Source organism: Oceanibaculum nanhaiense, from assembly GCF_002148795.1.
Lineage (GTDB): Bacteria > Pseudomonadota > Alphaproteobacteria > Oceanibaculales > Oceanibaculaceae > Oceanibaculum > Oceanibaculum nanhaiense.
The window spans coordinates 501,966-523,176 of sequence record NZ_MPOB01000001.1; the positions used below are offsets into that span (position 1 = coordinate 501,966).

Annotated in this window: 22 protein-coding genes and 2 riboswitches; of the genes, 12 read left to right on the plus strand and 10 right to left on the minus strand. The window is 65.5% G+C overall.

What is annotated here, in order from left to right:
- Positions 1–13: 13 nt before the first annotated feature.
- Positions 14–1,969 (minus strand): hypothetical protein, encoded by a 1,956-nt coding sequence (locus BKM74_RS02455; RefSeq protein ID WP_140056005.1) that lies wholly within the window; start codon positions 1,967–1,969, stop codon positions 14–16.
- On the minus strand, positions 1,950–2,090 hold the full coding sequence (locus tag BKM74_RS18655; protein ID WP_176342346.1) for a hypothetical protein: 141 nt from the start codon (positions 2,088–2,090) through the stop codon (positions 1,950–1,952). The genes BKM74_RS02455 and BKM74_RS18655 overlap by 20 nt, the downstream gene beginning before the upstream one ends.
- Before the next feature lie 217 nt (positions 2,091–2,307).
- On the opposite strand from BKM74_RS18655, the gene BKM74_RS02460 reads away from it, so the two are divergent.
- The 4 genes from BKM74_RS02460 (at position 2,308) to BKM74_RS02475 (ending at position 5,969) form a co-directional block, all read left to right on the plus strand.
- Positions 2,308–2,883 carry a shikimate kinase gene (locus BKM74_RS02460; RefSeq protein WP_086464253.1) on the plus strand — a complete coding sequence of 192 codons (576 nt, stop codon included), beginning with the start codon at positions 2,308–2,310 and terminating at the stop codon, positions 2,881–2,883.
- Positions 2,880–4,034 carry a 3-dehydroquinate synthase gene (gene aroB / locus BKM74_RS02465; RefSeq protein WP_086464093.1) on the plus strand — a complete coding sequence of 385 codons (1,155 nt, stop codon included), beginning with the start codon at positions 2,880–2,882 and terminating at the stop codon, positions 4,032–4,034. The genes BKM74_RS02460 and aroB overlap by 4 nt, the downstream gene beginning before the upstream one ends.
- 6 nt (positions 4,035–4,040) lie before the next feature.
- Positions 4,041–5,318 (plus strand): HlyC/CorC family transporter, encoded by a 1,278-nt coding sequence (locus BKM74_RS02470; RefSeq protein WP_086464094.1) that lies wholly within the window; start codon positions 4,041–4,043, stop codon positions 5,316–5,318.
- Between the two features lie 165 nt (positions 5,319–5,483).
- Positions 5,484–5,969 (plus strand): ribbon-helix-helix domain-containing protein, encoded by a 486-nt coding sequence (locus BKM74_RS02475; protein ID WP_086464095.1) that lies wholly within the window; start codon positions 5,484–5,486, stop codon positions 5,967–5,969.
- Between the two features lie 6 nt (positions 5,970–5,975).
- On the opposite strand, the gene BKM74_RS02480 is transcribed toward BKM74_RS02475, so the two are convergent.
- Positions 5,976–6,230 carry a DUF6356 family protein gene (locus BKM74_RS02480; RefSeq protein ID WP_086464096.1) on the minus strand — a complete coding sequence of 85 codons (255 nt, stop codon included), beginning with the start codon at positions 6,228–6,230 and terminating at the stop codon, positions 5,976–5,978.
- Between the two features lie 127 nt (positions 6,231–6,357).
- Here BKM74_RS02480 and BKM74_RS02485 point away from each other — a divergent pair, with 127 nt between their 5' ends.
- Positions 6,358–6,825: an Lrp/AsnC family transcriptional regulator gene (locus tag BKM74_RS02485; RefSeq protein ID WP_289594416.1), complete on the plus strand. Its 468-nt coding sequence runs from the start codon at positions 6,358–6,360 to the stop codon at positions 6,823–6,825.
- A 7-nt stretch (positions 6,826–6,832) separates the two neighbouring features.
- On the opposite strand, the gene BKM74_RS02490 is transcribed toward BKM74_RS02485, so the two are convergent.
- The 4 genes from BKM74_RS02490 to BKM74_RS02505 are packed head-to-tail and all read right to left on the minus strand — an operon-like array spanning position 6,833 to position 8,444.
- Positions 6,833–7,165 carry a DHCW motif cupin fold protein gene (locus tag BKM74_RS02490; RefSeq protein ID WP_086464097.1) on the minus strand — a complete coding sequence of 111 codons (333 nt, stop codon included), beginning with the start codon at positions 7,163–7,165 and terminating at the stop codon, positions 6,833–6,835.
- Between the two features lie 12 nt (positions 7,166–7,177).
- Positions 7,178–7,546, minus strand: a complete 369-nt coding sequence (locus tag BKM74_RS02495) for a RidA family protein (protein ID WP_176342347.1) — start codon at positions 7,544–7,546, stop codon at positions 7,178–7,180.
- Positions 7,543–7,902 carry a RidA family protein gene (locus BKM74_RS02500; protein WP_086464099.1) on the minus strand — a complete coding sequence of 120 codons (360 nt, stop codon included), beginning with the start codon at positions 7,900–7,902 and terminating at the stop codon, positions 7,543–7,545. The genes BKM74_RS02495 and BKM74_RS02500 overlap by 4 nt, the downstream gene beginning before the upstream one ends.
- A 35-nt stretch (positions 7,903–7,937) precedes the next feature.
- The gene (locus BKM74_RS02505) at positions 7,938–8,444 is read right to left on the minus strand and encodes a GNAT family N-acetyltransferase (protein WP_086464100.1); all 507 of its coding nucleotides are present in this window, start codon (positions 8,442–8,444) and stop codon (positions 7,938–7,940) included.
- Positions 8,445–8,582: 138 nt separating this feature from the next.
- On the opposite strand from BKM74_RS02505, the gene BKM74_RS02510 reads away from it, so the two are divergent.
- Positions 8,583–10,760: a malate synthase G gene (locus BKM74_RS02510; RefSeq protein WP_086464101.1), complete on the plus strand. Its 2,178-nt coding sequence runs from the start codon at positions 8,583–8,585 to the stop codon at positions 10,758–10,760.
- Between the two features lie 299 nt (positions 10,761–11,059).
- Here BKM74_RS02510 and rnhA read toward each other — a convergent pair whose 3' ends face one another.
- Genes rnhA through ispH form a run of 3 tightly spaced genes read right to left on the minus strand, consistent with a single transcriptional unit; the run spans position 11,060 to position 13,470 of the window.
- A complete protein-coding gene (gene rnhA, locus BKM74_RS02515; protein ID WP_086464102.1) occupies positions 11,060–11,500 on the minus strand; it encodes a ribonuclease HI in 441 nt (146 codons plus the stop codon).
- On the minus strand, positions 11,497–12,477 hold the full coding sequence (locus BKM74_RS02520) for a homoserine kinase (protein WP_086464103.1): 981 nt from the start codon (positions 12,475–12,477) through the stop codon (positions 11,497–11,499). Before BKM74_RS02520 ends, rnhA begins: the two co-directional genes overlap by 4 nt.
- A 48-nt stretch (positions 12,478–12,525) precedes the next feature.
- A complete protein-coding gene (ispH, locus tag BKM74_RS02525; protein ID WP_086464104.1) occupies positions 12,526–13,470 on the minus strand; it encodes a 4-hydroxy-3-methylbut-2-enyl diphosphate reductase in 945 nt (314 codons plus the stop codon).
- Between the two features lie 216 nt (positions 13,471–13,686).
- On the opposite strand from ispH, the gene BKM74_RS02530 reads away from it, so the two are divergent.
- The 6 genes from BKM74_RS02530 (at position 13,687) to gcvPB (ending at position 21,145) form a co-directional block, all read left to right on the plus strand.
- A complete protein-coding gene (locus BKM74_RS02530) occupies positions 13,687–14,247 on the plus strand; it encodes a hypothetical protein (protein WP_086464105.1) in 561 nt (186 codons plus the stop codon).
- Positions 14,248–14,439: 192 nt separating this feature from the next.
- A complete protein-coding gene (locus BKM74_RS02535; RefSeq protein WP_086464106.1) occupies positions 14,440–16,380 on the plus strand; it encodes a TonB-dependent receptor in 1,941 nt (646 codons plus the stop codon).
- 89 nt (positions 16,381–16,469) lie between these two features.
- Positions 16,470–16,567, plus strand: a riboswitch (glycine riboswitch).
- A 1-nt stretch (position 16,568) separates the two neighbouring features.
- Positions 16,569–16,672, plus strand: a riboswitch (glycine riboswitch).
- A gap of 71 nt (positions 16,673–16,743) precedes the next feature.
- Positions 16,744–17,850, plus strand: a complete 1,107-nt coding sequence (gene gcvT, locus BKM74_RS02540; RefSeq protein ID WP_086464107.1) for a glycine cleavage system aminomethyltransferase GcvT — start codon at positions 16,744–16,746, stop codon at positions 17,848–17,850.
- 12 nt (positions 17,851–17,862) lie between these two features.
- The gene (gene gcvH, locus BKM74_RS02545) at positions 17,863–18,234 is read left to right on the plus strand and encodes a glycine cleavage system protein GcvH (protein WP_086464108.1); all 372 of its coding nucleotides are present in this window, start codon (positions 17,863–17,865) and stop codon (positions 18,232–18,234) included.
- A gap of 5 nt (positions 18,235–18,239) precedes the next feature.
- Positions 18,240–19,592, plus strand: coding sequence for an aminomethyl-transferring glycine dehydrogenase subunit GcvPA (gcvPA, locus tag BKM74_RS02550; protein WP_086464109.1), 1,353 nt, complete (start codon positions 18,240–18,242; stop codon positions 19,590–19,592).
- Positions 19,589–21,145 (plus strand): aminomethyl-transferring glycine dehydrogenase subunit GcvPB, encoded by a 1,557-nt coding sequence (gene gcvPB, locus BKM74_RS02555; protein ID WP_086464110.1) that lies wholly within the window; start codon positions 19,589–19,591, stop codon positions 21,143–21,145. The genes gcvPA and gcvPB overlap by 4 nt, the downstream gene beginning before the upstream one ends.
- The last annotated feature ends 66 nt before the right edge of the window (positions 21,146–21,211 follow it).

Genomic DNA, 21,211 nt, shown 5'->3' on the forward strand with positions numbered 1-21,211 from the left:
TCACACGCCCCGGCTAGAAGCCGTGGGCGATGGCGGCTTCCAGTGCCAGCTGCCGCGCAGCCTCCGGCTGGTCCGCCTGGCGCAGTGCCTGAATGATACGGCGCAGCGGCACGATATCGATCTGGCCCAGCGGATCGCTGCCGGCGGCAATCAGCACCAGCGACAGCGTCTCGCCGATGCGCCCTTCCGCTGCGGCGTTTTCCAGCGCAAACCAGATTGTCGGCGACGGCAGGGCGGTTGCCTGGATGTAGGGACCGTCCAGCCAGCCGCGCCACAATGTAGACGGTACCGGTTCGCCGGCGGCGTCCAGCAGGGCTGCCAGCAAGGCCGCGCGCGCCGGCCCCTCGTTCGGCTGGGCGGTCATCAGCGCATTCAGTGATGCCTCCAGCGCCATATCCTCCCATACCGTGACGGTATCGTCGCCGACAAGGCGCGCCAGCGGCCACAGCTGCAGCCAGGCCGCCGCCGCCAACTCGTCGAAGCGTCCGCGGTCGCGGATCGCCAGCAGCCAGGGCCGGGCGTCCTCCGGGCGGTTGGCGGCATAGAGCGCATGCGCCGCCGGTTCGGCGAACCAGATCATTTCGCCCGTCGGCTGCATCCCGGCGATCAGCCCGGCATAGAGCCGCGCTGTCGCCATGTAGCTGCCGCCGTCGCGGGCGATGCGCAGCGCGGTGGCGATGGCCTCAGCCTTGGCGAGCGGCAGGCTCTCCTCGCTGGCCAGCCGGAACAGATGGGCGCGGCTGACACTGTCGGAGCGTTTCTCCGCCGCCGCGATGGCGCCGGCAAGCTGCGCCGGTGTCGCCGGATAGGCCGTGTACAGGGCGGCCAGCCGGTCGGCGGAGACGATGCCCAGCGCCAGGCCGCGCTCGGCGGCGGCGATGCTGATCTCGGCGGCGGCATAATCGCCTTCGGCAAGGGCAACCAGTGCGGTCGGCGGCGCGCCGGCAACGGCGTCGGCCGGTACCGGCATGTTCGCCGCCTTCAGCAGTGCCAGATGCAGCGCGGTCGGCGCCGGCAGGCTGTCCAGCAGCACCGAATGGCCCATCACCGCATCGACAAGCCGGGTGAAGGCGCGGTCTTCCGGCACATTCATTTCACGCAGCACGGTCATGCCCAGATCGACCCGGCCGGTCTCCCGCGCCAGCGCGTCGCAGACGATCTGCGCCCGGCGCCAGAACACGCCGCCATAGGTGCTGCCGGCGTTCCGGGCGGTGGCGCAGGCCGCATCATCCTTGCCGCGCAGCAGGTCGGTTTGCAGCGAAAGCCGGCTCAGCCCCTCGCTGCCGGCGTTGCGGGGCAGGCTGGCAAGCAGGGCCGACAGATCGTCCAGTGCCCCCATCTCGCGCAGCGCCTGGGCACGAATCGTCAGCACGGTGCCCTCCGGCCCCTCTTCCGGGCCAGGCGGGGGCAGCAGGGCGGCAGACACCAGCAGCCGGCGCTGCAGCGTATAAAGCGTGTGGCTGCCCGGCAGTTCCGGCAGGGATTCCAGCAGCCGCTGCGCCACGGCGCGCGGCGTCCCGTTCCAGATATCCTGCCCGAAGCCGCGCTCGGCAATGCCCAGCGAATCGAGCGAGGGGGCCGCCAGCACATTGCTCGACACCGGCACCGGCATTGGCACACGCAGCGAGGGCGCGCTGTCGGTTTGGGCGGGAGCCGCCGGGACCGGGCGCACCGGCGCGGCCGGCGCGATCTGACCGGGTGCGGTACTGTCCGTCGCTGCACCGGGCAGCGTTCCCGGCAGGGTTTGCGGCGTTTGCGAAGGTTGCCGTTCCGCCGCCGGCGGGCGGTTTTCCTGGCCGGCCCCCTGATTGGCCCCCTGGTTGCCCCCCTGACCGGGCAGCGGGAACAGGCGCAGCGGTTGCCCGCCGCTTTGCGCCAGTGCCGCGGGCGCGCAGATCGCCGTCGCTGTGAGCAGCCCCAGCGCGAGGGCCGCTGCCGGGAGTACCGTTCTAGTTCTTGAAACGGTCATTCGGGATCACCTTCTCGACGGGCGTGGCCGGCGGCGCGACATTACCGGAAACCAGGAAAGCGCCGCCGCCAAGGACGAGAAGCAGGAGCAGGACGATGAAAACGATAAGTGCCTTGAGCATGAAAACCGATGCGCTGTGCAGATAAAGGCGAAGAGGGTGCCGGGACAGATAATTTCGACTATATATACACGGTCAATGGCATTTTCGCGGCATATCCGTCCATGGTTGTTACTTTACCGGCGCTGGCGCGGGCTTTCAACGAGCCCTCCTTTGGCCTGCCCGACAGCCGGACAGGAGAGTCTCTTGCCATGCGCCCCGCATTGCCGATGATATGCGGATGACCATAGTACCGAAGCATATTCCCCGCACCATCGCGCTGGTCGGCCTCATGGGCGCCGGCAAGTCAGCCGTCGGACGGCGCCTGGCGGCGCAGATGGGCCTGCCCTTCATCGATGCCGACACGGCGATCGAGGCCGCGGCAGGCTGCACCATCGAGGAGATTTTCGCGCGTCACGGCGAGCCGGAATTCCGCGATGGCGAGCGGCGCGTGATCCAGCGCCTGCTGGAAAGTGAGCCGGTGCATGTGCTGGCCACCGGCGGCGGCGCTTTCGTGAACGAGCAGACCCGCGCCCGGCTGAAGCAGCAGGCTGTCACCATCTGGCTGCGCGCCGATCTCGAAACCCTGCTGGAGCGTGTCGCCAAGCGCAGCAACCGGCCGCTGCTGAAGCAGGGCGATCCCCGCATGGTGCTGGAAAAGCTGATCGCGGACCGCTATCCGATTTACGCCGAGGCGGATATCGTCGTGGATACCGCCCCCGGCCCGGTCGAGGAAACGGTGGAGCGCGTGCTGGATGCGCTGACCGGTTTTCTGGACCATGAATCTTCCCTTACCGAACGGACTGCCGCCTCGTGACCGCTCTCTCCGTTGACCCTGCCGCTTCCGCCGCCGCCGCGTACGATACGTTGTCGGTCGATCTCGCCGGCCGCGCCTATGACATTCTGATCGGCGAGGGATTGCTGGCCCGGGCCGGTGCCCTGTCGCGCCCGGTGCTGCGTCAGCCGCGAGTCGTCATCGTCACCGACAGCCATGTAGCGCCGCTGCACTTGAAGACGGTCGAGGAGTCCTACCGCGCCGCCGGAATCGAGGTGTCCTCGGTGATCGTGCCGGCCGGCGAAGGCAGCAAGAAGTTCGACCGGCTGCAGGCCTTGCTCGACGATCTGCTGGATTCCCGCATCGAGCGGCGCACCGCGCTGGTGGCGCTGGGCGGCGGGGTGATCGGTGACCTGACCGGCTTTGCCGCTGCGATCCTGCTGCGCGGCATCGACTTCATCCAGATTCCGACCACTTTGCTGGCGCAGGTGGACAGTTCGGTCGGCGGCAAGACCGGCATCAACACGCGCCATGGCAAAAATCTGGTCGGCGCCTTCCATCAGCCCCGCCTGGTGCTGGCCGATACCGGCGTGCTCGACACGCTGCCGCGCCGCGAATTGCTGGCCGGCTATGCCGAGGTGGTGAAATACGGGCTGCTGGGCGATGCCGGTTTCTTCGCCTGGCTGGAGGCGAACGGGTCCGCGCTGATCGCTGGTGACAGGGAAAAGCGCCGCCACGCGGTGAGGCTCAGCTGCGCCGCTAAGGCCGCCATCGTCGCCCGCGACGAGAAGGAGACAGGGGACCGAGCGCTGTTGAATCTGGGGCACACTTTCGGCCATGCGCTGGAGGCGGAGACCGGCTTCGGCGAGATGCTGCTGCATGGCGAGGGGGTTGCCATCGGCATGGTCATGGCGTTCGACCTGTCTGCCCGGCTGGGCCTGTGCCCGGCCGAGGATGCGGCGCGCGCGCGCCGGCATCTGCAGGATGTCGGCCTGCGCGTCAGCCCGCTGGAAGTCGCCGGCCGCCAGCACTGGTCGGTGGACAAGCTGCTGGGCCATATGGCCAAGGACAAGAAAGTTGCGGACGGCAAAATCACCTTCATTCTGGTACGGGGCATCGGCAAGGCCTTCATCACCCAGGATGTGGATGTCCAGGCCGTCCGCGATATGCTCGCCACTTCCATCGAAGGCTAACCGGAAATGACTCCCGAGCTTTGGCTCAACGTCGCCGCCATCGTCGCCTTGCTGATCCTGTCGGCATTCTTCTCGGGCAGCGAAACCGCCTTTACCGCCGCCTCGCGGGCGCGCATGCATCAGCTCGCCAAGAAGGGCAGCAAGCCGGCAAACATCGTCAACACGCTGCGCGCGCAGAGCGAACGGCTGATCGGCGCCATCCTGATCGGCAACAATCTGGTCAATATCCTGGCGGCCTCGCTGACCACCAGCATCATGATCACGCTGTTCGGCCCCGAGGGCGTGGCCTGGGCAACGCTGATCATGACGGCGGTTGTCGTGGTGTTCTCCGAGGTGCTGCCGAAGACCTACGCGCTGAACAATGCCGACCGTCTGGCGCTGCTGGTGGCGCCGCTGATCCGGCTGGTGGTGCTGCTGTTCGCCCCGGTTTCGCGCACGGTGCAGATTCTGGTGCGCGGCATCTTCCGGCTGTTCGGTGTGCCGATCACCGGGGATCTGGGGTCCGACGCCAGCGAGGAAGAGCTGCGTGGTGCCATCGAGCTGCATCAGGGCGAGGAGGGCGAGGGCCATCACGAGCGCGCCATGCTGCACAGCGTGCTCGATCTCGGCGATGTCGAGGTCGGCGAGATCATGACCCACCGCAAGAATGTGGTGATGATCGATGCCGACCTGCCGCCGGACGACATCATCGACCAGGTGCTGAACAGCCCCTATACCCGCATCCCGCTGTGGCGCGAGGACCAGGACAACATCATTGGCGTGCTGCATGCCAAGGCGCTGCTGCGCGAGCTGCGCGGCCATGGCGGTGAGATGAAGGGCATCGACATGGCGGCGCTGGCCAGCCCGCCCTGGTTCATCCCCGATACCACCACACTGCTGGACCAGTTGCAGGCCTTCCGCACGCGGCGCGAGCATTTTGCCCTGGTGATCGACGAGTACGGCACGCTGATGGGCATCGTCACGCTGGAGGATATCCTGGAGGAGATCGTCGGCGAGATTTCCGACGAGCATGACGTCGCCGTGGTCGGCGTGCGCGCACAGCCAGACGGGTCTTTCCTGGTCGATGGCACGGTCACGCTGCGCGATCTGAACCGGGAGTTCGACTGGAGCCTGCCGGACGAGGAAGCCTCCACCATCGCCGGCCTGGTGCTGCAGGAATCGCGGCAGATACCGGAAGTCGGCCAGGTTTTCACCTTCTATGGCTTCCGTTTCGAGATTCTGCGCAAGCAGCGCCACCAGATCACCCTGATGCGCGTTACCCCGCCGGTAAAGGGCGCCGCCTGATCGGGCGATAACGGCTCGCACAAAAGCAACTTCAAAGCGACTCTTGCCAGAAATTGATACGCAGGGTTGTGCCCTGTTATCGATTGCGGCAAAGTATCCTACGATTGTGTGCAGGCTTGGAATGCGCCCTGGAAACTGGGTGCGTGCAGCGATGGGGTCGGGGCGATGCGGAAGGGGCGACGACACGGCAACGGGTCGGCGAAGGGCACGGCGGACGACCGTCCGAAACGAAAGCCAGGGTTGAGTTTCGGCGGGGAAGGCAGTCTGCGCAATGGCGCGCGGGTGCGCCGGAATGTCCGGGTTGCCGCCCGGCGGACCAGCGTCAGCCTGGAGATTGCGATCTGGGACGCGCTGGCGGATATCTGCGCGCGTGAGGACATGCCCGTCGATGCGATCTGCGATGCGGTGGAATCGCGGCGCAGCAGCGATAGCCTCGCCTCTTCCCTGCGCACGTTCTCACTGCTGTATTTCCGGCTGACGACCAGCCGCCGGGAGGCGGCTGCAGCGGCAGCAAGGAATGGCGGGGCGTCGGTTTTCGACGGTCCCCAGGCCGGATTCCCGACAATCTTCGAGGAAGCCCTGAGCCGGTTCGAGGCGACCCGCGCCGCCGCACCACCGGGAGGGCCGGAAGAGTCGGATCCGGCCGTCTAGCGTGTGTTAGTCGCCTGCGCCCTGCGCGGCTTCCACATTCTGGCGGTCCAGCTTGCTGCGGTTGGTGACCATGCGGCCATGCAGTTCGGTGATCGCCATCGACCCGGTCTTCACGCACAGGAACGGGAACACGCCATGGATGAAGCAGGCCAGTCCGGCCACGAGCATGCGGCCGGAGAAGGAAAACGCCATCCCCATATGCTCGAAATAGCTTTCGCCGACCGATTTGGGGTGTTCGGTGAAAAGGCTGTGTAAGGACATGCGCGGGCTCCCAGAGGCTTGTTTCAAGTAGGATATCCCAGCCAGCGCAAAAGAATTTGCGATTTTATGGCAGTTTTCCTGTGATCGCAGAAAATTATTCCTCATAATCGCCTCTATGAAGAAAACCGTGCCTATAGATGAGCTGGACCGGCGAATTCTTGCCGTTCTGCAGGAGGATGCCTCGCTGTCGCTGGCGGATATCGCGCGCGAGGTCGGGCTGTCGGCCTCGCCCTGCTGGCGGCGTATCCAGCGGCTGGAGGAGGCGGGCGTGATCCGGGGGCGGGTGGCGCTGCTGGACCCTGAGAAGCTGAATGTCGGGGTGACGGTGTTCGTCGCGGTGCGCACCAGCCGGCACGATGCGGAATGGCTGGAGGGGTTCTCGCGTGCCGTGCGCGACTTCCCGGAAGTGGTCGAATTCTACCGGATGAGCGGCGAGATCGACTATCTGCTGCGCGTGCTGGTGCCCGACATCGCGGCCTATGACGCCTTCTACAAGCGGCTGATCCAGCGCGCCCAGATCACCGATGTCAGCTCCAGCTTCGCCATGGAGGTGATCAAATACACGACAGCCGTGCCGCTGGATTACGCGGAGTAGGCTGTCCTCAATCGACGATGAAAAGTTTTGCCCCGGTACGGGTCGCGGAGCGGTGCGGGGAATCGCCGAAGTCGGAGACCTGATAGCTCATGCCCGGTGTCAGCACGGTCTTGCGGCCGTCCTTCAGCTCGCTTTCCAGCTCGCCTTCCAGCACCAGCAGGATATGGCCGCGGTCGCACCAGTGATCGGCCAGGTAGCCGGGCGAATATTCCACCATGCGGATGCGGATGTCGCCGACCTCCAGCGTGCGCCACAGCGCCTCCCCGGTCTCGCCGGGATGGCGGGTGGCCGGCACCTTGGACCAGTCGGTCGCGGTGAAGGGCAGGGCGGGAATTTTCATGGCAAGAGCCTCTTAAGGATGGAGACGGGCCGCCGTCAGCTTGATCTCGACCAATATGTCCGGCCGCGCCATGTCGGCGCGGCAGCAGGTCAGGGCGGGCGGGTTTGCCGGATCGACCCAGCGGTTCCACGCCGCGACCATGCCGGGATAATCGGACATCCGGCGCAGCCAGATTGTGGCGGTAAGCAGCCGGGACCTGTCGGTCCCGGCCTCCGCCAGCAGCCCGTCCAGCGCCGCCAGCACCTGGGCGACCTGACCCTCGATGCCGGCGGCGGTGTCGGACGGCACGGTGCAGACCGAGACAAAACCGCGATGGGCGGTGCCGAGGCTGATCGACAGCCGCTCCGTCGCGATCACGCCATAGCGTTGGGGCAGGCTCACTTTACCGCCGTCACCATGATTTCGACCAGGATGTCGGGGAACGCCATCTCGGCATTCACGCAGGCGCGGGCCGGCGGGTTCTTCGGATCGACCCAGGCGTTCCAGACCGAATTCATCGCCTGGAAATCCTTCATGTCCTTCAGCCAGAGCTGCGCGGTCAGCAGCTTCGATTTATCGGTGCCGGCCTTGGCGAGGTAGGAATCGATGCTGTTCAGGATTTCCTGCGTCTGGCCCTTCACGTCGGCGGAACGGTCCTTGGCGGTCAGGCCGCACAGATAGACCATGTCGCCATGGATGACGGTGCGGCTCATGATCGGGCCGGGGCCGGTGGTGATGTCGATGCGTTCGATGCTCATTGGAGCCTCCCTTGGTTGAACCTTCGGGAGAGAGGCTAATCCACGGCGCGCACCAGATACAGCGCATCCTCGCCATAGCTGGCCAGCTTCGCGGCGAGTGCCGCATCGCCTTGATAGGGCGCGAAGCCCCGGCGCTGCCAGTAGCCGGCGGAATTATTCACCGCCGTCAGGGCCAGAACCGGAAATCCCGCCGCCTTAGCCAGCCTCAGCAGGTGCGCGACCAGTGCTGATCCCAGCCCCAGCCCATGCGCTTGCGGCAGCAGGGCGATGTCATGCAGATAGAGGCAATCGGGGGCTTCCGGCAGGCTGCCTAGCAGCACATCCAGCGCCGGCGGCCGGCCCAGCAGCCCCGGATGGCTGACGGCATAACCCAGCAGCCTGCCGTCGCGCTCCGCCACCAGACAGCCGGCGGGATAGAGCGCCAGCCGCTCCGCCGCCACTGCCGGCGATTCGGGGTACAGCGGATGCACGATCTCCGCCACATCCTGCACGGCGGGCAGGTCGGCGGGAGTCATGGGGCGCCAGAGCTTGGATATGGTCATGCGATCCGAATACGCGAGCCGGACGCGGCGCCCAAGAAAAATAAATGAGATTTATTTCCGCCCAATGGGAAACCCGGCTTGTCATACTATACCGTTGGCTTAGAACAACGCCATGGAACGAGCCAGAGGGAGGCGAGCGTGATCGAGCGTGTCGAGGTCGGCGGTCTGAAGATCGCCAGGGTGTTGTACGATTTCGTGAATGACGAGGTGATCCCCGCCACCGGGCGCAAGGCGGCCGATGTCTGGGCCGGGCTGGACGCCATCGTGCACGATCTGGCGCCGAAGAACCGGGCGCTGCTGGCGAAGCGTGACGAGATGCAGGCGAAGATAGATGGCTGGCATCGGGCGCGCAAGGGCAAGCCCTTCAATCTGGCGGAGTACAAGAGCTTCCTGCAGGAGATCGGCTATCTGCTGCCGGAAGGCCCGGATTTCGCCGTCTCGACCGCGAATGTCGATCCGGAGATCGCGGCCATCGCCGGCCCGCAGCTGGTGGTGCCGGTGATGAATGCGCGGTACGCGCTGAACGCGGCGAACGCGCGCTGGGGCAGCCTGTATGATGCGCTGTACGGCACCGATGCGATCTCCGAGGAGGACGGGGCGACCCGCACCGGCGGCTACAACCCGAAGCGCGGCGAGAAGGTGATCGCCTATGCCCGCGCCTTCCTGGACGAGACCTTCCCGTTGGCCGGCGGCTCCCACAAGGACGCCACCTTCTATGCCGTCGAAGGCGGCAAGCTGGCCGTCACCCTGACCGGCGGCAAGAAGGCCGGGCTGAAGGAGCCGGCACAGTTCGTGGGCTATCAGGGCGATGCGGCGTCGCCGTCGGTGATCCTGCTGGTGCATAACGGCCTGCATGCGGAAATCCGCATCGATGCCGGCCATCCGATCGGCAAGACCGACCCGGCCAACCTCGCCGATGTCGTGCTGGAATCCGCCGTCACCACCATCCAGGACTGTGAGGATTCCATCGCCGCTGTCGATGCCGAGGACAAGGTGGAGGTCTATCGCAACTGGCTCGGCCTGATGAACGGCACGCTGACGGCTGAGCTGGAGAAGGGCGGCAAGACCGTGGTGCGCCGGCTGAACCCGGACCGCAGCTACACCAAGCCGGAAGGCGGCACGCTCACCCTGCCGGGCCGCAGCATGATGCTGGTGCGCAATGTCGGCCATCTGATGAGCATCGACGCGGTGCTGGACAAGGACGGCAAGGAGGTGCCGGAAGGCATCCTCGACGCGATGATGACGGCGCTCATCGCCATCGTCGATCTGGAGCGCAAGAGCGGCCTCGCCAACAGCCGCACCGGTTCCATGTACATCGTGAAGCCGAAGATACACGGGCCGGAGGAGGTCGCCTTCGCCAGCGAATTGTTCGGCCGCGTCGAGCAGGCGCTGGGCCTGAAGCCCTACGCGCTGAAGATGGGCATCATGGATGAGGAGCGCCGCACCACCGTCAATCTGAAGGAATGCATCCGCGCCGCGCAGGAGCGGGTGGCCTTCATCAATACCGGCTTCCTCGACCGTACCGGCGACGAGATGCACACCTCGATGGAGGCCGGGCCGATGATCCGCAAGGCCGACATGAAGGCTACCGCCTGGATCAAGGCCTATGAGGACTGGAACGTCGATACCGGCCTGGCCTGCGGGCTGCGCGGGCGGGCGCAGATCGGCAAGGGCATGTGGGCGATGCCGGACATGATGGCGGAAATGCTGAAGCAGAAGATCGGCCATCCGATGGCCGGCGCCAACACCGCCTGGGTGCCCTCGCCGACGGCGGCCACACTGCATGCGCTGCATTACCACGAGGTCGATGTGGCGGCCCGGCAGGAGGCGCTGAAGAGCCGTCCGCGCGCCAGCCTGAACGACATCCTGACGATTCCGCTGGCCGACCGGCCGAACTGGTCGCCAGAGGAGGTGCAGCAGGAGCTGGACAATAACGCGCAGGGCATCCTCGGCTATGTCGTGCGCTGGATCGACCAGGGTGTGGGCTGCTCCAAGGTGCCGGACATCAACAATGTCGGGCTGATGGAAGACCGCGCGACGCTGCGCATCTCCAGCCAGCATATCGCCAACTGGCTGCATCACGGCATTGCCAGCGAGACGCAGGTGATGGAGACCATGAAGCGCATGGCCGCCGTGGTGGACAAGCAGAATGCGGGCGATCCGCTGTACCGCCCGATGGCGCCGGATTTCGACGCCAGTGTCGCCTTCGCTGCCGCCTGCGACCTGGTGTTCAAGGGCCGCGAGCAGCCGAACGGCTATACCGAGCCGGTGCTGCACCGCCGCCGCATCGAGGCGAAGGCAAAGTTCGGGCGGTAGGGCGTAATGGGTGAGGGATTGATTGATGCTTGCCCCCTCACTCAGCTCCGCCTAGCTCGCTGCGCTCACAAGGCTGCGCAACCCTTTCCCTCCAAGGGAGAGGGGAAAGAAAAAGCAGGCCCCCGTACGGTGCCGTTCCTCCAGCTGTCATTCCCGGCCTTGTGCCGGGAATCCAGGGTTCAGTTTACTCGGGCGGGCATCTAGCAAGCGGAAGCCTGGACCCCCGCAATAAATGCGGGGGTGACGGGCAGAGTTGAATGGCGAGTGGCGTGGAAGCTGGGTGAGGGGAGAAAAGCCTCCTACCGCGCCTGCTTGATCGCCTCGGTGGCCAGCTTGTCGGCGCGTTCATTCTCCGGGTGGCCGGCATGGCCCTTCACCCAGTGCCAGGTGACCTTGTGCGGCACCAGCGCCGCCTCCAGCCGCTGCCAGAGATCGACATTCTTCACCGGCTTCTTGTCGGCGGTCAGCCAGCCGCGCTTCTTCCAGCCCGGCAGCCATTTCAGGATGCCGTCGCGCAGGTACGTCGAGTCGGTATAAAGCTCCACCGTCGAGGGGCGCGTCAGCGCTTCCAGCGCCATGATCGCCGCCGTCATCTCCATGCGGTTGTTGGTGGTTGCAGGCTCCGCGCCCGACAGATCCTTCTCGTGCTTGCCATAGCGCAGCACGGCACCCCAGCCGCCCGGGCCCGGATTGCCGCTGCAGGCGCCGTCCGTGTAGATCTCGACGATGGGCTTGCTCATTGCGCGGCGGTTTCGACCGTGATGCCGTAATCGCCGGGACCGCGCGCCTTCTGGTGAAAGCGCAGCTTGTGGGCATATTCCATCGGGTCCTTCGGCTTCACGTAGGCGCCCTCGGGATGATTCAGCCAGTCATAGAGGCGGGTCAGCAGGAAGCGCATCGCCGCCCCCCGGCACAGCACGGGCAGGGCCGCGATCTCGGCCTCGGTCGGCGGTCGCAGGCGGGCATAGGCGTTCAGCATCAGCCGCGCCTTGGTGATGTTGAAGCTGCCATCCGGCTCGAAGCACCAGGCGTTCAGGCAGACCGCGATGTCGTAGGCCAGCGCGTCGGTGCAGGCAAAATAGAAATCGATGACGCCGCTCAGCTCGGGGCCCTTGAAGAACACATTGTCGGGGAACAAATCGGCATGGATGACGCCGCGCGGCAGATCGTGCGGCCAGTGTGCCTCCAGATAATCCAGCTCCCCGCGCAGCATCTCGGCAAGGCCGGGACAGACCTCGTCGGCGCGGTCCGCGCATTTGTCGAACAGCGGCCGCCAGTCCTCCAGCGTCAGCCCGTTGCGCCGGGACAGGGTGAAATCCGCGCCGGCGGTGTGGAACTGGCCCATCGCGATTCCGACGCCGGTGCAGTGCTGCGGCTGGATGCGGCGCGGCCACATGCCGTCCAGGAAGCTGATGATCGCCGCCGGCTTGCCGTTCAGGTCGCGCAGCGTGCGGCCCTGGCGATCGTGCAGCGGCGTCGGGCAGGCCATGCCCTTGGCCGCCAGATGCTCCATTAGCCCCAGGAAGAAGGGCAGATCTTCCGGGTGAACCCGCTTTTCATAGAGCGTGAGGATGTAGCTGCCGGTGGCGGTGCGCAGCATGAAGTTGGAGTTCTCGACCCCTTCCGCGATGCCGGCGAAGCTGGTGACCTCGCCGATATCGTAGCTGGCGACGAATGCCTGCAGATCCTCGTCGGAGACGGCGGTATAGACGGCCATGGAATCAGCGCGTGGTAAGGGGGGAGGGAGCAAACTGCCGATTGGGCGTCATGCGCTCAATACCTTGGGCAGCTTGAAGTGGATGTCCTCCTCGGCCGTCACCACTTCCTCCAGCGTCACGTCGAAGCGCTCGCGGCAGGCGTCGATCAGTTCATCGACCAGCACATCCGGGGCCGAGGCGCCGGCGGTCACACCCAGCCGCGCGACACCGTCGAGGAAGGTCCAGTCCATCTGGTCGGCGCGCTGCAGCAGCATGGATTTCGGGCAGCCGGCAACGCGCGCCACCTCGACAAGACGTTTCGAGTTGGAGGAGTTCGGCGCCCCGATCACCAGGATCGCGTCACAGCGCGCGGCGATGGCCTTCACCGCCTGCTGCCGGTTGGTGGTAGCGTAGCAGATATCCTCCTGCTTCGGCGCGGCGAGCTGCGGGAAGCGGCGGCGCAGCGCCTCGATGATCCCGGCCGTGTCATCGACCGACAGGGTGGTCTGCGTCACGTAGGCGATCTCGCGGTCGGCCGGCAGGTCGATGGTCTCGGCTTCCGCACTGGTCTCGATCAGCCGGACCGCACCTTCGGGCAACTGCCCCATCGTGCCGACCACCTCCGGATGGCCGGCATGGCCGATCAGCAGGATCAGCCGCCCCGCCGCGAAATGCCGCTCGGCCTCGCGGTGCACCTTGCTGACCAGCGGGCAGGTGGCGTCGAGATAGACCATGTTGCGTCGCTCCGCTTCGGCCGGCACCGATTTCGGCACGCCATGGGCGGAGAACACGACCGGTGCGTCCGGCGGCACCTCGTCCAGCTCCTCGACGAAGATGGCGCCTTTTCTCTCCAGCGATTCGACGACGAAGCGGTTATGCACGATCTCGTGGCGCACATAGACCGGCGCGCCGAACTTCTCCAGCGACCGCTCGACGATCTGGATGGCGCGATCAACACCGGCGCAGAAGCCGCGCGGGCCGGCGAGCAGGAGGGTGAGGGGCGGTTTTGACATGCCGTTCTATATGGTGCCGCAATTGCCGGATCGCAGACCGCCGTCCCCACTTTTTCCAGCCGGGCCGGCACGCTGCCGAATTGGCGACACCCTAATACAGCCGGCCCAAGGGCGAAACCGGGTTTTAGGGCGAAACCGGGTTTTGCGGGGACGGGCGGGACAGGCTATAGAGTGTCAGACCCTGTTTCCGATCCCAGCAACGGATAGCGCCGCTTCATGAAACGCCTCCTGCCCGCTTTGACGCGTTCCTTCCTCCGCCCGCCGCTGTTCTTCATGGTGCCGGCCCTGCTGCTGGCCGGCTGCGGATCGATGTTCGGCCCTTCGGCGCCGCCACCGGCCTGTCCGGACGCGCGCGTCGTCGCCAATCTGGATCGTATGACACAGTACCGTACCGGCGAGGGGCGCGACCTGACCGACGTGCTGTTCGAGGCGCGTATCGGCGACCTGGCAGGCGCCTGCGGCTATGACGAGGAGTCACTGGAGGTCGGGATCATCGTGCCGATCCAGATCGCGCGCGGGCCGGCCAATCAGGAGCGTGTTGCCCGGCTGGAATATTTCGTCGCGATCCAGAACCCGGAAGGAACTGTCATCGCCAAACGAAGCTTCCCGGTCGAGGTCGCGTTCGAACGCAACCAGAGCCGGGCGCTGTTTACCGATGAGCTGGAGCAGCGCATCCCGCTGGCCGATCTGAACCAGGGGCCGGCCTATCGGATCCTGCTGGGCTTCCAGCTCAGCGAGGATCAGGTGCAGGACAATATCCGCCGCCGTCAGCGCTGATTTCCCGGATTCTGTCCGGTCCGAAACGGCCCCGGCATGCTCCGGGGCCGTTTTTTATTGCCCGGAAAGAAGCAGGGTTTTCTCATAAAGTGCGAATTAGACTAAGAATCAGTTGCAAATAAATATTCCCCTCCCTAGGGTCGCGGCATAGGCGGCGGGGGCCGCAATTCTTGACCTGGAGGGGCTAACGATATGAAGCGCACAGTTGCGGTGGCTGGCAAGGCTGCCTTCCTTGTCTGTCTGGCCGGTACGGCGGCGGCGGAGACCTACAATCTGGAACCGGTGGTGGTGGAAAGCGGCACCGTGCATTCGTCGCAGTCGGTCCGGGAAAATGTGGAGGCCGCCGGCGAGGTCACCCGCAGCAGCAGCTATGTCGATGGCTCGGTCATCCAGAATCTGAACCCGGTGAACACCGGCGACGCGCTGCGCTATTCGACGCTCGGCATCATCAACCCGCCGGGCAACGGTAATCGCTTCGGCGGCGGCACCAAGATCCGTACCTCGGGCGACACTGGCGCCACAAATTCCATCGATGGGCTGCCGGCCTTCAGGGCAGCCGGCCAGGAGGGCGGCGGTTACACCAACACCACCATCCCCTCGATCGCCATCGACAGCATCGGTGTGCTGCGTGGCGGCCGTGCGGTCGGTTATGGAAATGGCACGGATGGCGGCGTGATCGAGACCCGCATCAAGTCCGGGCGCGGTTACAAGGATCATGCGGCGGTTTCGCTGGATCTGAGTTCCGCCATGGAAGCCAACACCCAGGCGGAGTTCGCGCACGGCACGGAGAAGTGGGACTACTACGTTGCCGGCAGCTGGCTGGAAGCCGACTTTGACGGCAAGCCCGACAATCTGGACGGGCAACATGTGCGCGGTGGCCTCGGCAAGTTCGGCTATAATTTCAGCGAGGATACGCGGGTCGAGCTGCTGGGCATCATGAGCCGCTCCGAGCCTGACATCATCCGTAACGGCAACGAGGAGCCGATCCGCACCTCCGCCAATGTGCTGGCGCTGACCCTGGATCACCGGCTGTCGGACAGCCAGAGCGTGCGGGCCGGCCTGTTCCACAATGACAGCCATGCCCTGTGGGGTGCCCGCAACCGCGACCGTGAAGTCAACAACGACATCCTGTTCGCCGACCATTATCTGGATGTGCCGCTCAGCGATAGCGTGCGCTATCTGGGCACGGTCGGCGGCGAGGTGAAGCGCACCGAATATCTGCGCGACAACCAGTGGGACGCGAATTTCACCGATGTCGCGCTGAAGTCGATCAACACGCTGCGCTTCGACGACAATCTCACCATCACCGCCGGCGCGCGTCACACCTGGTTCGAGAATGACGTGAAGCTGAATGGCGTGGAGCAGCCGGACAACCTGGCCGAGGACAAGATCTGGTCCTACGAGCTGGGGGCCTCCTACAGCGTGCTGCCGGATACGCGGGTGCGCGCCTCGGTTTCCACCGGCTATAACCGCTACATCGGAAAATACGGTAACTACGGGACAGATGCGCTGAATCCCGCTGGTGCAGGTGACAATATTGTCGAATCGCTGACCTACGAAATCGGCGTGCGGCAGGATTTCAGCTTCGGCTATTTCGACGTCGCGCTGTTCGACACCGAACAGGACGGTGTGGCGCGGCGCAATGGCGGCGCCATCGAGAGCATGATCGTCGATCAGCAGGGGCTGGAGGTCGAGGGGCTGTGGCGCGCCAGCCGGAAGCTGACCTTCACCGCCAATTATTTTCAGCTTCTCGATGTTGAGGCGACCCGCGCCGATGGCAGCAATGCCAACGGCAATATCTTTTACGGCACAGACGGCGTGTCGCTGCCGGATTATCAGCTGAGTGTCCAGGCGACTTACGCGATGACCGATACGGTCACCCTGTGGGGGCTGGCCTACCACACCGGTGGCTACGAGGCGGAAAATCTCGACGGATCGATCACCGAGCGCGATGGCTTCACCAAGCTCGACATCGGCGGTTCCTGGAAGGTGCAGCCGAACTGGGCGCTGCGAGCGCGGGTCGAAAACCTGTTCGACGAGCGCTCCTTCGGCTCCACCATTGCCGGCACCACGGCCAATGATGGCGGCAATCTCGGCACCGTGTTCTGGATCGGCACCGACTACACTTTCTAAGGGTGATTTGACAGGATGGAGCGGAGACGGCGCGTCACCAGAGTCGCGTTGACTTTCGCCCCATCCCGTCACATCTTGCCCGCAGTCCGCTGAACCTTGCGGGAGAGATCGGTCGCATGTCTCGCGGCCGGCGCCGAAGGAGCAATCCACCCCGGAAACTCTCAGGCAAAAGGACCGCAAGGGAAGGACTCTCTGGAAAGCAGACAGGCCATGGTCGGCCTGTCTCACCCAAGGTGAAAGCCGCGGGGGCTTCGGCCCTTTCGGTCAATCTCTCAGGTCCGACGACAGAGGGGGTGCCGGTCTGTAGAAGGCGCAATCGACCGCGCCGACCGGCATCATGAAATGTCGGGAAGGACCGAGCCGATGAGCGCCGAAACCCTGTTCACCACGCCGCTGAACGCCCTGCACCGGGAGCTGGGCGGCAAGATGGTGGAATTCGCCGGCTACGAGATGCCGGTGCAGTATCCCGCCGGCATCATGGCCGAGCATCTCCACACCCGTGAGAAGGCCGGCCTGTTCGACGTCTCGCATATGGGCCAGGTGAAGCTGTCCGGCGAGAATGTCGCCGAAGCGCTGGAAACCCTGGTGCCCGGCGAAATCCAGGCGCTGAAGCCGGGCCGCCAGCGCTACACCCTGTTCACCAACGAACAGGGCGGCATCCTGGACGACCTCATGGTCAGCTGCTTCAACGATCATCTGTTCCTGGTGGTGAATGCCGGCTGCAAGGGCCAGGACATCGAGCATATGCGCGCGCATTTGCCGGCCGGCGTGAAGCTGGAGGTGATGTTCGAGCGCGCGCTGCTGGCGCTGCAGGGGCCGGCCGCCAAGATTGTGATGGGCCGTCTCGGGCCGGCCGGCACCGAGCTGACCTTCATGGGCGCTGCACGGGTCGAGATCGGCGGCATCTGGTGCACCGTCACCCGCAGCGGCTATACCGGCGAGGACGGGTTCGAGATTTCCGTCGATGAGGACAAGGCCGAAAAACTCGCCCGGCTGCTGCTGGACCAGCCGGAGGTCATGCCGATTGGCCTGGGTGCCCGCGATTCGCTGCGGCTGGAAGCTGGCCTGTGCCTCTATGGCCATGACATCGACACCACAACCACGCCGATCGAGGCCGATCTTGCCTGGGCCATCGGCAAGCGCCGGCGCGAGGAAGGCGGCTTCCCCGGCGCCGATATCATCCTCGACCAGCTGAAGAACGGCACGGCGCGCAAGCGCGTCGGCATCCGCCCGGAAGGCCGCGCCCCGGCGCGCGAGCATACCGAGCTGACGGACGCCGATGGCCGCAGGATCGGCGAGATCACCAGCGGCGGCTTCGGTCCCAGCGTCGGTGCGCCGGTCGCCATGGGCTATGTCGAGACCGCTTCCGCTTCCGAGGGCACGGAAATCAACGCCAAGGTCCGCGGCAAGGCGCTGCCGGCCAAAGTGGCATCCATGCCTTTCACCCCCCATCGTTACCATCGCGGCTAGGAGTTGCGCAGCATGACCAGGAAATACACCGAAGATCACGAGTGGGTCGAAATCGCCGGCGACATCGCCACTGTCGGCATCACCGACTATGCGCAGCAGCAGCTGGGCGACGTCGTGTTCGTCGAGCTGCCGGCCGCCGGCAAGAAGGTGACCAAGGGCGGCGAGGCGGCCGTGGTCGAATCGGTGAAGGCGGCCAGCGAGGTCTATGCCCCGCTGACCGGCGAGGTCACCGAGACCAATGCCGATCTGGAAGCCGCCCCCGGCACGGTGAATGAGGACCCGCACGGCAAGGGCTGGTTCTTCAAGATGAAGCTCAGCGACAAGGGCGAGCTCGACGGCCTGATGGATGAGGCCGGCTACAAGTCCTATGTGGAGGGGCTCTAAGCATCATGCGCTACCTACCGCTGACCGAGGCCGACCGGCGGGCCATGCTGGCCGCCATCGGCGTTCCCTCGGTCGATAGCCTGTTCCGCGATGTGCCGGAATCCGCCTGGCTGAAGAAGCCCATCGACGGCCTGCCCGACCATATGGGCGAGCTGGAGGTGGACCGCGCGCTCTCCGCCATGGCGGCCAAGAGCATGACCGCCGGCAGCGTCCCCTTCTTCGTCGGCGGCGGGGCCTACAAGCATCATGTTCCCTCCTCGGTGGATCATCTGATCCAGCGCGGCGAGTTCATGACCTCCTACACGCCCTACCAGCCGGAAATCACCCAGGGCACGCTGCAGTACCTGTTCGAATTCCAGACCCAGGTGGCGCTGATCACCGGCATGGATGTGGCCAACGCCTCGATGTATGACGGCTCGACCGCCGCCGCCGAGGCGGTGGTGATGGCGAACCGCGTGACCCGGCGCAACAAGGCGGTGCTGTCGGGCAATCTGCATCCGATGTACCGCGCGGTCATCGAGACCCATGCCAAGCTGCTGGATTTCGAGGCGGTGACCGGCCGCATCGAGCCCAAGGGCGCGTCGGGCGGGGCTGACGATCTGATCGGCAAGATCGACGAGACCACCTCCTGCGTCGTCGTGCAGAATCCGGATTTCTTCGGCAACCTCACCGACTTCACCAAGCTGGCCGAGGCCTGCCAGGCCAAGGGCGCTCTACTAATCGTCGCGGTGACGGAGATCGTCTCGCTTGGGGCGGTGAAATCGCCGGGCGAGATGGGCGCGGACATCGTGGTGGCCGAGGGCCAGTCGATCGGCAACGCGCTGAATTTCGGCGGCCCCTATGTCGGCCTGTTCGCCACCAAGGAGAAATATGTACGGCAGATGCCGGGCCGCCTTGCCGGGCAGACCGTGGATGCCGCCGGAAGGCGCGGCTGGGTGCTGACGCTGTCCACCCGCGAGCAGCATATCCGCCGCGAGAAGGCGACCAGCAACATCTGCACGAATTCCGGCCTGTGCGCGCTGGCCTTCACCATCCACATGTCGCTGCTGGGCGAGGATGGGTTCACGCGCCTTGCCGAGCTGAACCATGCGGCGGCGGTGACGCTGGCCGGCAAGCTGGCGGGCGTGAAGGGTGTGGAGGTGCTGACGGACAGCTTCTTCAACGAATTCACTGTGCGCCTGTCGAAGCCGGCGGCGGAGGTTGTCGAGGCGCTGGCGGCGAAGAATATCCTGGCTGGCATCCCGGTCTCCCGCCTGATTCCCGGCCATGACGATCTGCTGGTCATCGCCGTCACCGAAGTGAACACGCAAGCCGATATGGACGCCCTGGCAAAGGGCCTCAGCGAGGTGCTGTCATGAGCGACTGGAGCAAGGCTTTGTCCTCCTTCGAGGGGGCGGCGGAGAACATGCCGACCATGACCGGCAATCTGGGCCTGCAGCTGGAAGAGCCGCTGATCTTCGAGCAGGGCGAGGACGGCCGCACCGGCGTCGATCTGCCGCCGGTACCGAAGGTCGGGAGCAAGCTGGGCGGCCTGGCGCGCAAGGGCAAGATCGGCCTGCCCGGCCTGTCGGAGCCGCAGGTGGTGCGGCACTATACCCGCCTCAGCCAGAAGAACTACGCCATCGATGCCGGGCTGTACCCGCTGGGTTCCTGCACGATGAAGCATAATCCGCGGCTGAACGAGAAGATGGCCCGGCTGGCCGGCTTCTCCGACGTGCATCCGCTGCAGCCGGTCTCCACCGTGCAGGGCGCCCTGGAGCTGATCGACACGCTGGCACACTGGCTGAAGACGCTGACCGGCATGCCGGCCGTCGCCATGTCGCCGGCTGCCGGCGCGCATGGCGAGCTGTGCGGCATGATGGCGATCCGCGCCGCCATCGAGGCGAAGGGCGAACGCCGCACCCGCGTGCTGGTGCCGGAATCGGCGCATGGCACCAACCCCGCCACGGCGGCGGCCTGCGGCTACACCGTCGATCCGATCCCGGCCAACGAGCGCGGCCGTGTCGATATCGAGGCCTTCCGGGCGAAGCTGGGGCCGGATGTCGCGGCGGTGATGATCACCAACCCGAACACCTGCGGGCTGTTCGAGAGCGAGATCATCGAGATCGCCGAGCTGATCCATTCGGTCGGCGGCTATTTCTACTGTGACGGCGCCAATTTCAACGCCATCGTCGGTCGGGTGCGTCCGGGCGATCTCGGCGTCGATGCCATGCACATCAACCTGCACAAGACCTTCTCCACCCCGCATGGCGGCGGCGGCCCGGGCGCCGGCCCGGTCGTGCTGTCGGAGGCTCTGGCGAAGTTCGTGCCGGTGCCCTATGTCGTGCACGGCAAGGACGGCTACAGCGTTGTCGAGAGCGAGGGGGCGGCGGAGGACGGCTTTGGCCGGCTGAAGGCCTTCCACGGCCAGATGGGCATGTTCGTGCGCGCGCTCACCTACATGATGAGCCACGGGGCGGACGGGCTGCGCCAGGTCGCCAGCGACGCGGTGCTGAATGCCAACTACATCCTCGCCTGCCTGAAGGACGAGATGAGCCCGGCCTTCGATGGTCCGTGCATGCATGAGGCGCTGTTCGACGATGATTTCCTGAAGGGTACCGGCGTTACCACGCTCGATTTCGCCAAGGCGATGATCGACGAGGGCTACCATCCGATGACCATGTATTTCCCGCTGGTCGTCCATGGTGCTCTGCTGATCGAGCCGACCGAGACCGAGAGCAAGGAGGCGATCGATCAGTTCATCGCCGTGCTCGCCGGCCTCGCGAAGAAGGCGAAGCAGGGCGATCAGGCTGACTGGTTCAAGGCCGCACCGCGCTTCACCCCGCGCCGCCGGCTGGACGAGACGGCCGCCGCCCGCAAGCCGATGCTGCGCTGGAAGCCAGAAGAACAGTCGAAGGACGCGGCGGACTGAGCTTCGCGGTTTCGAAAGACAGGGAAAAGGGCGCTCCGAGGGGGCGCCCTTTTTTTAATCGCTATC